Raw genomic sequence first — 12,960 nt, 5'->3', positions numbered from 1 at the left:
GGCGGGCGTCAGGGGCGTGCCCCGCGGGTGCCCCGGTGGTCGGTCATGGGGGTCTCGCGGCCACCGCACGGACCTGGTGCCGCGCGGTCTCACGGCCGCCGCACGGCTGCCCTGGCGGGCGTCAGGGGCTTGCCCCGCGGGTGCCCCGGTGGTCGGTCGTGGGGGTCTCGCCCCGCACGCATGCCCAGTCCCACCGCGGTGTCCGATTTCCGCCAGCGGTCGTGCGGTCGCGGGCGGGAGACTGGACCTGTGACGAACCAGGACACGGACGAGGACACCAGGTACGAGGCCGTACGCAGCCGGGACGCCCGTTTCGACGGCGTGTTCTTCTTCGCCGTCGAGACGACCGGCATCTACTGCCGGCCGAGCTGCCCCGCGGTCACCCCGAAGCGGGCCAACGTACGGTTCTTCGCCACGGCGGCCGCCGCGCAGGGCTCGGGCTTCCGGGCCTGCCGGCGGTGCCGCCCGGACGCCGTGCCCGGCTCCGCCGAGTGGAACGTCCGCGCGGACGTGGTGGGGCGGGCCGTACGGCTGATCGCCGACGGCGTCGTCGACCGGGAGGGCGTCGCCGGACTCGCCGGACGCCTCGGCTACAGCGCACGGCAGGTGCAGCGGCAGCTCACCGCCGAACTCGGCGCCGGGCCGGTCGCCCTCGCCCGGGCCCAGCGGGCCCACACCGCGCGCGTCCTCGTGCAGACCACCGAGCTGCCCATCACCGAGATCGCGTTCGCGTCGGGCTTCGCCAGCGTGCGGCAGTTCAACGACACGATCCGGGCGGTGTACGCCTCGACGCCGAGCGAACTGCGCGCCACCGCGCCGCGCAACGGCAGGGGCCACCGTACGGCGACCCCGAACGCCGGCATCCCGCTGCGGCTCGCCCACCGTGGCCCCTACCGGGCCGGACCCGTCTTCGACCTGCTGGAACACCAGGCCGTACCCGGCATCGAGGAGGTGAGCGGACCACCCGGCGCCCGCACCTACCGGCGCACCCTCCGCCTCCCGTACGGCACCGGCATCGTCGCCGTCGACGAACGCCCCGGCACCGCCCGGACCGGGCTCGGCGCCCACCCGGGAGGCTGGCTCGACGCCCGGCTGCACCTCACCGACCCGCGCGACCTCACCACCGCCGTGCAGCGGCTGCGACGGCTGTTCGACCTCGACGCCGACCCCTACGCCGTCGACGAGCGCCTCGCGTCCGACCCGCGGCTCGCACCCCTGGTCGCCGCCCGGCCCGGGCTGCGCTCGCCGGGCACCGCCGACCCGGAGGAACTCGCGGTGCGCGCCCTGATCGGCCGGACGGAGGCGGAACGGCTCGTACGCCGCTACGGCAAGGCCCTCGACGCCCCCTGCGGCAGCCTCACCCACCTCTTCCCCGAGCCGGCCGTGCTGGCCGGGGCCGAACCCGCCGGCACCCTCGGCGCACTCACCGCCGCCCTCGCCGACCAGGCCGTACGCCTGGACCCGGGCGCCGACCGGGACGACGCGCAGGAGGCTCTGCGGGCCGTGCCCGGCCTGGACGCCCGTACAGTCGCCGAGATCCGCACCCGGGCCCTCGGCGACCCGGACGTGGCCCCGCCGGGCCTCGACGTCCCCGACAGCTGGCGCCCCTGGCGCTCGTACGCCGTGAACCACCTGCGCGCAGCAGGGGAGTGGGAGTAGTGATGACCTGCCCGACCTACTGGACGAGTGTGCCCGGCCCCCTCGGGCCGCTGCTTCTCACCGCCGCCCCGACCGGCGAGCTGACCTCCCTGTCCGTGCCCGGGCAGAAGGGCGGACGCGTGGTGCGGGACGACTGGCGGCGCGACCCCGGGCCCTTCCGGGAGGCCGAGGAGCAGCTCGCCGCGTACTTCGCCGGGGAACTGAAGGAGTTCCGCCTGACCTGGCGCACCGAGGGCACCGCCTTCCGTGAGAAGGTCTGGGCCGCGCTGGACGACATCCCGTACGGCTCGACCGTCACGTACGGCGAGATCGCCGCGCGCATCGGAGCGCCCCGGGCCGCCGTGCGAGCCGTCGGCGGTGCGATCGGGGCGAACCCGCTGCTGGTGGTCCGCCCGTGCCACCGGGTGATCGGGGCGGACGGCGCACTGACCGGGTATGCGGGCGGCCTGGACCGCAAGATCCGGCTGCTGACCCACGAGGGGGTGCTGCCTTCCTGAGGGCCGCCGGCTCAGCCCCACAGGACCGCGCCCAGCCAGGCCGCCGCGATCAGCTGGCAGGTGAACAGTTCGGTCAGGATGCCGGAGCCGCCCGCGCGCATGACCGTGCGCAGGGCGGCCACCGCGTCGGTGTGGCGGCCGAGGCGGAGCCGTTCGAAGAGGTACACACCGCCCAGGAAGCCGGGGACGGCGCCGAGGACGGGTATCAGGACGAAGCCCAGGACGGAACCGGTCCCGGCGCAGGCCAGCATGCGGCGGGTGGTGCTGTTCATACGCAGCCGCCGGGGCGGGAGCGCCCAGCGGACGGCGTGGGAGACGAGCAGCAGGACCGTGGCTCCGACCAGGACCCACCAGGCGACGGGCTGCGGATCCTTCAGCGCCCACCACATGACCGCTGCCCACACCAGCAACGATCCCGGCATGGCAGGCAGCAGCACTCCGCACAGCCCGAGCAGGATGACCAGCCCGACCAGCAGGAGGTCCCACACTCCCATCTGACCAGCCTGCCGGAACACCGGAGAACGCGCAGGTCAGAAGCGTGGCCAAGGCTCAGACCCGCAGGTCAGCCAGCCGCGCCGCGCCGGGCTCCGCATTTCGCATGACCGTTCTACGGCTCACTCGACGTGCCGTTCACCGCCCCTTGGTGGGCCGGTTTTTTCCACAAGCCCCGTTTTCATCCGGCTCGTGCGGTGGACAATTACGGGCATGAGCCAGCAGGGGGGAAGGCCCACCGGTCACGAAGACGACTGGTGGAGGGAGTTGTACGACGACTCCACCGACGACACGGGTCCCGCACCGGCGCGGGATTCCCTCGACGACCGCTTCGCGTCGGCGTCGGGGGCGGTGGGAGACGGGACGGAGACGCGAACCGGCTCCTCGGACCGGCCGGGCCCCACGGACCGTCCCGGCTCCTCGGACCGGTCGGGCCCCTCGGGCAGTCCGGACTTCTCGGACCGTCCCGGCTTCTCGGACCGGCCGGGTCCCACGGACCGCCCCGGCTCCTCGGACCGGCCGGGTCCCACGGACCGCCCCGGCTCCTCGGACCGGCCGGGTCCCACGGACCGTCCCGGCTTCTCGGACGGGCCGGGCCCCACGGACCGTCCCGGCTTCTCGGACCGGTCGGCGGGGCGAGACTCCGGAGCGGAAACGGTGATCCCGGCGCCCCGGGCCGGTGCCGACGACATGCCGGACACGCCCCGCCCTGGCGGCAGGCCTCCGCACCGCGCGCCTTGGGAGCCGCCACCGCCCGGCTCCACCGGGCCGACGAGCTTCCCGATGACGGCGCGCCCACCGCAGCGGGCCGGCCAGCCCCCCGCCCACGCACCCTCGGACGAGCCCCCGGGCGCCTTCGCCTCGGCCTCGGAGAGCTCCGGGCCGCCGCCTGCGCCGACGGTTCCCGGCGTGGGGACGCCTCGGATCCCGCCCCCTCCCACAACCCCTCCGACCTGGCCGAACCCCGAAACCCACCCGGCTACGGGGGCCGCCCCGGCGCCCGCGGCCGCCGAACCCGGCGAGTCGGCGTCCCGGTCGCCCGGCCCGGTCGGAGCCGCCCCTGCGCGTCCCGTCGATCCGCCGTCCGTGGTCCCGCCGCCGGAAGAGCCGCCGTCCGTACGTGCGCGTCCCGTCGATCCGCCGTCCGTGGTCCCGCCGCCCGAAGAGCCGCCGTCCGTACCTGCGCGTCCCGTCGATCCGCCGTCCGTGGTCCCGCCGCCGGAAGAGCCGCCGTCCGTACGTGCGCGTCCCGTCGATCCGCCGTCCGTGGTCCCGCCGCCCGAAGAGCCGCCGTCCGTACCTGCGCGTCCCGTCGATCCGCCGTCCGTGGTCCCGCCGCCCGAAGAGCCGCCGTCCGTACGTGCGCGTCCCGTCGATCCGCCGTCCGTGGTCCCGCCGCCCGAAGAGCCGCCGTCCGTACCTGCGCGTCCCGTCGATCCGCCGTCCGTGGTCCCGCCGCCCGAAGAGCCGCCGTCCGTACGTGCGCGTCCCGTCGATCCGCCGTCCGTGGTCCCGCCGCCCGAAGAGCCGCCGTCCGTACCTGCGCGTCCCGTCGATCCGCCGTCCGTGGTCCCGCCGCCCGAAGAGCCGCCGTCCGTACGTGCGCGTCCCGTCGATCCGCCGTCCGTGGTCCCGCCGCCCGAAGAGCCGCCGTCCGTACCTGCGCGTCCCGTCGATCCGCCGTCCGTGGTCCCGCCGCCCGAAGAGCCGCCGTCCGTACGTGCGCGTCCCGTCGATCCGCCGTCCGTGGTCCCGCCGCCCGAAGAGCCGCCGTCCGTACCTGCGCGTCCCGTCGATCCGCCGTCCGTGGTCCCGCCGCCCGAAGAGCCGCCGTCCGTACGTGCGCGTCCCGTCGATCCGCCGTCCGTGGTCCCGCCGCCCGAAGAGCCGCCGTCCGTACCTGCGCGTCCCGTCGATCCGCCGTCCGTGGTCCCATCGCCCGAAGAGCCGCCGTCCGTACGTGCGCGTCCCGTCGAGCCGCCGTCCGTGGTCCCGCCGCCCGAAGCGCCGCCGTCCGTACGCGCGCGTCCCGTCGATCCGCCGTCCGTGGTCCCGTCGCCCGAAGAGCCGCCGTCCGTACGTGCGCGTCCCGTCGAGCCGCCGCCCGACGTGCCCTCACCTCCGACCACCGACCCCTCTCCCGACCAGTACAGCCCCCGGATCGAGCGCCCCGCGCCCGTCTCGCGGTCGCGTGGTCACGTCGGCACTCGGCCGCCCACGTACGACGCCGAACCCACCGCTCTCCCGGCCGCCGATCCGGACGATCTCGACGATCTCGTGGCGGACACCGTGCTGGACGGGGCCCGGTACGGGGCCTGTACGGTGCGGGCCGTCTCGCTGCGGGGGGACTCCGCGCGGTATCGCGGAGAACCCCGCCGGGACGCGCTGCTCACCGCCCGGTTCGGCGCGGGGGAGCACGCGCTGCTGCTGGTGGCGATGGCGACCGGCGCCCGGGCGGCGCCCGGGGCGCACCGGGCCGCCGCCGAGGCCTGTCACTGGATCGGGCGAGCCGTCGGACGCAGCCACGCACGGCTGGTGGACGACATAAGGGACGGCCGGCGCGGTGACCTGAAGTCAGGACTGCACCGGCTCACCGACCGCAGCCTCGGCAAGCTGCGGGCCAGCGCCTCCGAGCAGGGCGTCGACCCCGGGGAGTACGCGGCCAGCCTGCGCTGTCTGCTGCTGTCGGCCGACCCCGGGTGCCGGACGCGGGTGTTCTTCGGGGTCGGGCCGGGCGGACTGTTCCGGCTGCGGGAGGGGGAGTGGCAGGACATCGAACCGCAGGTCGCCGAGGTCAAGGGCGACCCCGTCGTGGGCTTCGGCTCGCCGCCCTCCGAGACCCCCGAGGGGGACCGGCTCACCATGGACCTGGGCATCCCGACCCCGCCCAGCCCGTACGAACCGGCCCCGGAGCCGCCCCGGGAGCCCTTCCGCTTCCGGACCTCCGTCGCCCGCCCGGGTGACACGCTCCTGATGTGCAGCGGCGGCCTCGCCGACCCCCTGCGCGGCGAGCCCGAACTGGGCGAGTACCTCGCCGAGCGCTGGTCCCGCCCCGACCCGCCCGGTCTCGCCGCGTTCCTCGCCGACTCCCAAGTACGGGTCAAGGGTTATGCGGACGACCGTACGGCCGCCGCGGTGTGGGAGGCGTGAAGGCGACCCGTGTGACTTGATGGAACCCGGAGGGATCCCAGGAGACCGAAGGGGCAGACGACAAGCATGGCCAAACAGAACGTCGCGGAACAGTTCGTCGACATCCTGACCCGCGCCGGAGTCAAACGGCTCTACGGAGTCGTCGGCGACAGCCTCAACCCGATCGTCGACGCCGTCCGCCGCAACTCCGCCATCGACTGGATCCACGTCCGGCACGAGGAGACCGCCGCCTTCGCCGCCAGCGCCGAGGCACAGATCACCGGAGGGCTCGCCGCCTGCGCCGGCTCCTGCGGCCCCGGCAACCTCCACCTCATCAACGGCCTCTACGACGCCCACCGCTCCATGGCCCCGGTCCTCGCCCTCGCCTCGCACATCCCGTCCAGCGAGATCGGCCTCGGCTACTTCCAGGAGACCCACCCCGACCGGCTGTTCGCCGAGTGCAGCCACTACAGCGAGATGATCTCCAGCCCGCAGCAGATGCCACGGCTGCTCCAGACCGCGATCCAGAACGCCGTCGGCCGCAGCGGCGTCAGCGTCGTCACCCTGCCCGGCGACATCGCCGACCGGCCCGCTCCGGAAAAGGCCGCCGAGACCGCCCTCGTGACCTCCCGTCCGACGGTCCGCCCGGGCGACGCAGAGATCGACCGGCTCGTCGAGATGATCGACGAGGCCGGCAAGGTCACCCTCTTCTGCGGCAGCGGCACCGCCGGAGCGCACGCCGAGGTCATGGAGTTCGCCGGGAAGATCAAGTCCCCGGTGGGGCACGCCCTGCGCGGCAAGGAGTGGATCCAGTACGACAACCCCTTCGACGTCGGCATGAGCGGACTGCTCGGTTACGGGGCCGCCTACGAGGCCACTCACGAGTGCGACCTGCTGATCCTGCTCGGCACCGACTTCCCTTACAACGCCTTCCTCCCCGACGACGTGAAGATCGTCCAGGTCGACGTCCGGCCGGAGAACCTCGGCCGCCGCTCGAAGCTGGACCTCGCGGTGTGGGGCGACGTACGGGAGACGCTGCGCTGCCTGATCCCGCGCGTGCAGGAGAAGAAGAACCGGCGCTTCCTCGACCGGATGCTGAAGAAGCACGCCGACGCGCTGGAGGGGGTGGTCAAGGCGTACACCCGCAAGGTCGAGAAGCACACGCCGATCCACCCCGAGTACGTGGCGTCCGTGCTCGACGAAGTGGCCGCCGACGACGCCGTGTTCACCGTGGACACCGGCATGTGCAACGTCTGGGCCGCCCGCTACATCTCCCCCAACGGCCGCCGCCGCGTCATCGGTTCCTTCTCCCACGGCTCGATGGCGAACGCGCTTCCCATGGCCATCGGCGCCCAGTTCACCGACCGCAAGCGGCAGGTCGTGTCGATGTCCGGCGATGGTGGCTTCTCCATGCTGATGGGCGACTTCCTGACGCTGGTGCAGTACGACCTGCCCGTGAAGGTCGTCCTGTTCAACAACTCCTCGCTCGGCATGGTCGAGTTGGAGATGCTGGTCGCCGGCCTTCCGTCGTACGGCACCACGAACAAGAACCCCGACTTCGCCGCCGTGGCCCGTGCCTGCGGTGCGTACGGGGTGCGCGTCGAGAAGCCCAAGGACCTCCCCGGGGCACTGAAGGACGCCTTCAAGCACAAGGGGCCCGCCCTCGTCGACATCGTCACCGATCCCAACGCGCTGTCCATCCCGCCGAAGATCAAGGCCGAGATGGTGACCGGGTTCGCCCTGTCCGCCTCGAAGATGGTGCTGGACGGCGGGGTCGGCCGGATGCTGCAGATGGCCCGCTCCAACCTGCGCAACGTGCCCCGGCCCTGACCCTGACGTCTGTCAGGACCGGCCCGGTCGGCATCCTCCTAGCCTGGTGGGGGCGTGAGCACACCCCCACCAGGCCAGCCGCAAGGAGCGCCATGCCGAGCGAGGAGGGCCGGTCCGATGAGGCGTCAGCACTCGCCCCGCCACCGCACCTTCGTGACGTAGGCCTGGGCTCCCGGATAGTCCGCGACCATCGAGTGGCCATTCGGGTCGGGGTTGTAGTGCAGGCACTGGACCCGGGTCGTGTCCCCCGCCCAGTGCCAGTGGACCTCGATGTGGTCCAGACCCGGATAGGGCACGCCGTTGTTGAAAATGGAGCGGAACGGAACGCTTCCGGACCAGTCGCCGCCGCTGCGCAGCACCAGCCCCGTGAAATTGGCGTTGCTGTACACACAGAAATTGCCCTTGGTGCAGCCTTCCGGATCGGGTGCCGCCGACGCCGTCGGCGCGGTGACCAGAATGCTGGTGAAAGCGGCCGCCAGCAGCGACCCCCACATACGCTTCTTCACTTTCCCTGTCTCCTTCGATTCGCTGGTTCGGTGGTGTGTCGATGACTACAGGTAGTGAGGCTGAGCCGAGTATTCATCAATTACGTTTGTTCATCGTTCTCGGGGAAATGCGCCATTTCGGGCGCGCTGCCGCCTCTCTTTTCATCACCCAGTCCGCGTTGAGCCAGCAGATTCGTGGCCTGGAGAAACGACTGGGGGTGCGCTTGTTCGAGCGCACCAACCGGATGGTCGATCTGACAGACGCCGGGCGGACGCTGCTCCCCGCGGCCAGGGCGGCGGTCGACGCCATGGTTCAGCTGCGCCGCACCGCCGACTCGCAGGTGCGTAGCGTCTCGGGCCGGCTCGTCGTGGGGACCGTCGGAGCAGAGGCCGCCATGCCTCATACGCACGCCGTGCTGCGGGCCCTGCAGGAGGAAGGCCACCCGCTGCTGACGGTGCACATGGTCACCCTGGACGCCTACCGGTTCGCTGCCGCCCTGCAGGACAAGGAAGTCGACGTGGTGTTCGGGCGACCTCCTGTGCCGGAGGGCATCGAGCAACAGCGTCTGGCCACCGAGCCCCGGGTGGCGTCTCTTCCGGCCGACGATCCCCTGGCCCGGCTGGCCGACACCGCTCTCGCCCACTTCGTCGGCCACCCCGTGGTCGACTGGCCCCCACAGGTGCCGCGCGCCTGGAGGGAGTTCTGGGCCGTCGATCCCCGCCCTGACGGCAGCCCCGTGCGGTACGGGCCCGTAGTCACGGACATGGAGACGCTGCTGCACACCGTGGCCCGGGGGGAAGCCATGGCCTTCCTGCCGGCCGCGGCCCGCGACCTGTTTCCCCGTCCAGGCGTTCGCTACGTCGATGTCATGGACCTGCCGCCCTGCACGTCGGCCCTGGCCTGGCTCGCCGCGCGCCGTGACGAGCCCGCCATCACCGCCATCCGGCAGGCCGCCCGCAGAGTCACCCGCAGCTGCGGACTCCAGGAGGCGGGCGGCCGGTGAGCGGGAGGCGGGAACCGGCGGCGGTCAGCCGACTTCGCCGGTGGACCGCCCCTCCGTGGCGTTCCCGCTAGACGCTCGTGACCCGGTAGCCGCTGACCCACGCACCGATGGCGTAGTAGCCGGATCCGTCGATGACGATCGAGCCACCGGTGCAGTCGGAGTTGTCCCACAACTCCACCCTGGTGGTGGCGCTCGACGACTTGGCGGACCGGGTCTTGTCGTTCCAGTTGTCGCCGACGTACTTACATGCCCCCACCTCCCCGGAGAACGTCGTGTCCGGACCCTCGTAGTTGGTCTCGCTGTAGGCGCGCCAGCTGCCGCTTGCCTGGGGCTGGGCGAAGGCCGGCTGGGTGGTGATGACGATTCCGGCCAGAGCCGCAACCGTGAGCATGGTCTTCCGAATGGCGGGCAAGACATCTCCTTTTCGATTACGCGGTGCCCGAATGAGAAACTGTGAAAGAGATGATGCTTTCCACCCTCTGTCAGTCCTCTCGGTGCGGTGCTCGGATCCTTTCAGCCCGAGCGCACCGTTGTCAGTGGCCGTGATCAGCTATCATTGCCGCCGGTTGATAAGTCTCAGCTTATGACTGCAGGTCGCGGAACGGTGACGCCGTTACGACGCACCACGAACAGCGGTCAGTCGGCGGTAATGGCCGGCCTGGGCTCGGGCCTGATGGCGGCGTCGCCAGGCGGACCAGCCGGGCCGGCGGGCCGCATCGTGCACGGGCCGGACGACCACCGTCATGAACAATCGTCATGCAGGTGCTCCAGTACGTACTCACGCACGTCGTCACGCACGGTGTCCGGCATCCCACCTGGCCCGGCCGAGCAAGTCCCGCACCCGGCGCCGGGGTTCAACCCGCGCGAACCGGCCCGCTATCCGGCCCATCACGACCTCGAACGCCTCCCGCCGGCGGACAGGGTCTACGCTGTGACCCGCGGCTACCGCATGATCTTCAGTCTGCACACACGATGATCACCGGTGGCCGCACCCGTCTTCACCACCCCCTCGATCACGACGTGCGAAGACGGGGCCGCATCAGGTGTCCCGCTCGGGCATGCAGCGTCCGCCCGCCGACTCGTACCAGGAGGACACATGCAACGCGGCGAAGTCTGGTGGGTCGACTTCGACGAGCGACGCCCGGTCGTGCTGCTGTCGGACGACGAGTCATCCGGGTTCCAGGTCATGCAGGTCGTTGCGCCGGCGGGCGTCGACATCAGCGGCCTGGGTGTTGAAGTGGCGATAGGCGCCCGGGAAGGGCTGCCCTTCGAAGGCGTGCTGCGGTTCGCGTTCCCGCGTCCAGGCTTTACTCCTTGCACCTGGCTGACCACTGTCGCCCGGGACGACCTGATCGAGCGAGCGGGCGTGTTGTCCTCCGCGAAGCTCAGCGAGGTTGGAGCCGCCCTCCATACCGCTGGACAGAGGAGGGAGTGGACCCCGATGACGGCTGCCAGGCTCCGCGAGATCAAAGATGCCCGCCGTCTCGGAGGACTCGAGTAGCGGACGCCTCTGCTGCCCAGCCCGATCTCGTCGACGACCTACGGCGGCCCCCTCTCCACCGCCCTCCGGCAACAAGATCACGATCTACGGCTGGAGTACTAGCGGTACGGCTTCCACTGGCGTGCCGAGGTGTCGTACACGTAGCGGGACAGGCCCTTGATGCCGCTGGTCCGGAACGGGCGGCCGTCGTCGTCGATCCGGACCGTCCCCTCGCGGCCCTGGGAGGACCAGTCCAGCTCCAGGTACCAGCGGCAGTCGCACGCCTGGGTCCTGGCGTTGACCAGCAGCACCTCGGGGTCCTGGGCGGACACCCGGTAGGGCATGCGCACCGCCGGGATCGGCGTACCGGTGTCGCTCCCGGCGACAGCGCGGGCGATGGGGCGGTCCTTGTCCAGGTTCACGTCGAAGGAACGCGGGGTGATCGCACCGCCGCAGCCCCGGTCCATGGCATAGGCGGTGCCCTGCGCCGGGGCCGTCCGCCCCACCACGCGCACGCGCAGCGCCTCCAGCACGACGGCTGTGCCGGTGCGCCCCTGCACGGTCAGCCGTACGAGCGTCTCGCCGCCGTGCACCGCGTTCTGCGTCGCCGCCCAGACCCCGGCGTCCTGGGGGACCGGCGGCGGTGGGACCTGCGCGGGCGGCTTGGCGACGACGTAGTCGTGACCGCAGCCGAGCTTCCAGGCCTGGGAGTCGGCGGACCAGGTCAGAGGTGGGGCGGAGGCGGGTCCTCCGGGTGGCGGGCTGGTGCGGGCAGAGGGGGACGGTGAGGGCTTCGGCTGCTTCGGGGTTGCGGACGGCGAGGGCCGCCGAGTGGTGGAGGAGCTGTCGCTCGGGGTGGGTGAGGCGCTCTCTCGGTCCCGGGTTTCGGCCGTCGCCGTGCCGGACGGGGCCGGCCCGGTCACAGGGGTCCGGTCGCCGGTGGTACGCCGATCGTCCGGCAGCACGGCGAGGCTCCCGAGGGCCGCGAGCGCCGCGCAGACGGCGGCCAGTCCGACCGCGACGCGTCTGCGGCGGTACCAGGGCCGGTGGCCGGGCGGCGGGGGTTCCGGCGCGGGGCGGCCGGCCGGGCTGTCGACGACGTCCGGTGCGCGCTCCGGCTCGTCCGCCGTGGCGCAGGCCGTCTCCTGCTGTGCCGTACCGGCCGGGCCCACCGCTCGGGGCCGCCGGCGGGCCGCGACCGCCAGGAGCCAGCGGCGGTGGAGTTCCAGGCGTTCCTCCGGGGACGCCCCGCACAGGGCGGCGAAGCGCTCCACGGGGGCGAAGTCGACCGGGACCGCGTCGCCCGCGCAATAGCGGTGCAGGGTCGAGGTGTTCATGGCCAGGCGGCGGGCCAGCGAACCGTAACTGCGGTCCGTGCGCTCCTTGAACGTCCTCAGCAGCGCCGCGAACTCCCCGACGTCGTCGACGTCGTGCTGTGCCGACACCGTTCCCCCGTCTCCCAGGTCCGACCGGGCCCGGAACGGTATCCCAGGCACTCCATGTACCTGCACGTCAGATGGGCTGGGATGGTTCCACCGGGACCGATCCGATGCGGGCTGTTGCATCCGCCCGGTGGGACCGCTGATGCTCTTGGTGCCGCACCGACCAGGTCCGGGCCGACCAGCCGGCCTCGGAGCGGCATCCGACATCCACGCATTCACCCACGGGGGACACCCATGCCCGAGCACATCCGAGCCAGCGCGCTCACCGCACTCACCGTCGCCGCCCTCGCGGCGGGCACCGTCCTCACGGCACCGGCCGCCGGGGCCGCGCCGAACGCCGCCGCACCGAAGTTCCTGTCGGCGTCCCAGCTGCCGCCGCACCCGACCTCGGCCTGGACGGCCGGCCCGGTCACCGAAGGGTTCCCGGAGGGACTCGGCTCCTGCGTGAGCACGGAGGGCGTGCCCTCCTACGACTACCGGCACCGGGAGTTCCGGACCGACGTGGACACGGGCGCCGTGCAGCTGACCGTCGTGGCGGACACGGCCGCCCTGGCCAAGGCGCTGGCGAAGCACTACGACGACCTGATCCGCACCTGCGCCGACCGCATCGAGAAGAACGACCCCGAGGTCGAGGCCGAGGGCCGGGACTACGGCACCCTGCCGGTCGAGGAGGGCGCCCGCGTTCGCGGCCTGCACACCGAGACGTCGTGGGGCGCCACGGACATCTCGCTGCTGTCCGTCGGGCGCGACGGCAGGACGGTCACCGTCGTGCGGTGGGGTCAGATGGGCGACTTCGACGACGCCCCCGTCGGCGCCTTCAAGAAGACGACGACCACCGCCGTCAACAAGCTGTACTGACCGAGCCCGACGGAAGACCAGGGGCCGTCCTCCCGCCACGGGGGTGGGGAGGACGGCCCCGTACCGGTTCCGGCGGCTGTCAAG

The 12,960-nt window shown here is 72.5% G+C and carries 12 protein-coding genes and 1 pseudogene; 7 read left to right on the top strand and 6 right to left on the bottom strand.

Annotated features, from left to right (window positions below):
* The first annotated feature begins 249 nt into the window (after nt 1–249).
* Both FDO69_RS03375 and FDO69_RS03370 read left to right on the top strand, forming a co-directional pair.
* Complete coding sequence (locus FDO69_RS03375) at nt 250–1,659, top strand: DNA-3-methyladenine glycosylase 2 family protein (RefSeq protein WP_104778081.1); 1,410 nt, start codon at nt 250–252, stop codon at nt 1,657–1,659.
* A gap of 2 nt (nt 1,660–1,661) precedes the next feature.
* A complete protein-coding gene (locus FDO69_RS03370; RefSeq protein WP_104778080.1) occupies nt 1,662–2,156 on the top strand; it encodes a methylated-DNA--[protein]-cysteine S-methyltransferase in 495 nt (164 codons plus the stop codon).
* 11 nt (nt 2,157–2,167) lie between these two features.
* Here FDO69_RS03370 and FDO69_RS03365 read toward each other — a convergent pair whose 3' ends face one another.
* A complete protein-coding gene (locus FDO69_RS03365) occupies nt 2,168–2,650 on the bottom strand; it encodes a DUF456 domain-containing protein (protein ID WP_104778079.1) in 483 nt (160 codons plus the stop codon).
* Between the two features lie 240 nt (nt 2,651–2,890).
* A complete protein-coding gene (locus FDO69_RS41060; RefSeq protein WP_159030588.1) occupies nt 2,891–3,142 on the bottom strand; it encodes a hypothetical protein in 252 nt (83 codons plus the stop codon).
* Nucleotides 3,143–4,274: 1,132 nt separating this feature from the next.
* On the opposite strand from FDO69_RS41060, the gene FDO69_RS03355 reads away from it, so the two are divergent.
* Both FDO69_RS03355 and FDO69_RS03350 read left to right on the top strand, forming a co-directional pair.
* The gene (locus FDO69_RS03355) at nt 4,275–5,798 is read left to right on the top strand and encodes a protein phosphatase 2C domain-containing protein (RefSeq protein ID WP_420878484.1); all 1,524 of its coding nucleotides are present in this window, start codon (nt 4,275–4,277) and stop codon (nt 5,796–5,798) included.
* 66 nt (nt 5,799–5,864) lie between these two features.
* Nucleotides 5,865–7,607, top strand: coding sequence for a pyruvate dehydrogenase (locus FDO69_RS03350; protein ID WP_104778078.1), 1,743 nt, complete (start codon nt 5,865–5,867; stop codon nt 7,605–7,607).
* A 125-nt stretch (nt 7,608–7,732) separates the two neighbouring features.
* On the opposite strand, the gene FDO69_RS03345 is transcribed toward FDO69_RS03350, so the two are convergent.
* Nucleotides 7,733–8,113 carry a peptidase inhibitor family I36 protein gene (locus FDO69_RS03345; protein ID WP_234387828.1) on the bottom strand — a complete coding sequence of 127 codons (381 nt, stop codon included), beginning with the start codon at nt 8,111–8,113 and terminating at the stop codon, nt 7,733–7,735.
* A 41-nt stretch (nt 8,114–8,154) separates the two neighbouring features.
* Between FDO69_RS03345 and FDO69_RS03340 the strand changes: the two genes are divergently transcribed.
* Complete coding sequence (locus FDO69_RS03340; protein ID WP_104778076.1) at nt 8,155–9,096, top strand: LysR family transcriptional regulator; 942 nt, start codon at nt 8,155–8,157, stop codon at nt 9,094–9,096.
* A 67-nt stretch (nt 9,097–9,163) separates the two neighbouring features.
* On the opposite strand, the gene FDO69_RS03335 is transcribed toward FDO69_RS03340, so the two are convergent.
* Together FDO69_RS03335 and FDO69_RS42980 are read right to left on the bottom strand one after the other, a co-directional pair.
* Nucleotides 9,164–9,508 carry a peptidase inhibitor family I36 protein gene (locus tag FDO69_RS03335; RefSeq protein ID WP_138430041.1) on the bottom strand — a complete coding sequence of 115 codons (345 nt, stop codon included), beginning with the start codon at nt 9,506–9,508 and terminating at the stop codon, nt 9,164–9,166.
* Between the two features lie 338 nt (nt 9,509–9,846).
* Nucleotides 9,847–9,985: pseudogene (locus tag FDO69_RS42980) on the bottom strand (IS701 family transposase); the annotation flags it as partial.
* Nucleotides 9,986–10,192: 207 nt separating this feature from the next.
* Here FDO69_RS42980 and FDO69_RS03325 point away from each other — a divergent pair.
* Nucleotides 10,193–10,597, top strand: a complete 405-nt coding sequence (locus FDO69_RS03325; protein ID WP_037713353.1) for a type II toxin-antitoxin system PemK/MazF family toxin — start codon at nt 10,193–10,195, stop codon at nt 10,595–10,597.
* Nucleotides 10,598–10,695: 98 nt separating this feature from the next.
* Here FDO69_RS03325 and FDO69_RS03320 read toward each other — a convergent pair whose 3' ends face one another.
* Nucleotides 10,696–12,021 carry a helix-turn-helix domain-containing protein gene (locus FDO69_RS03320; protein WP_234387827.1) on the bottom strand — a complete coding sequence of 442 codons (1,326 nt, stop codon included), beginning with the start codon at nt 12,019–12,021 and terminating at the stop codon, nt 10,696–10,698.
* A gap of 231 nt (nt 12,022–12,252) precedes the next feature.
* On the opposite strand from FDO69_RS03320, the gene FDO69_RS03315 reads away from it, so the two are divergent.
* Nucleotides 12,253–12,876 carry a hypothetical protein gene (locus FDO69_RS03315; RefSeq protein WP_104778073.1) on the top strand — a complete coding sequence of 208 codons (624 nt, stop codon included), beginning with the start codon at nt 12,253–12,255 and terminating at the stop codon, nt 12,874–12,876.
* The last annotated feature ends 84 nt before the right edge of the window (nt 12,877–12,960 follow it).

Source organism: Streptomyces tibetensis (genome assembly GCF_007655005.1).
Taxonomy (GTDB): domain Bacteria; phylum Actinomycetota; class Actinomycetes; order Streptomycetales; family Streptomycetaceae; genus Streptomyces; species Streptomyces tibetensis.
The sequence above is the reverse complement of the archived record's forward strand: the minus strand, read 5'-3'. Positions and strand labels throughout refer to the sequence as shown.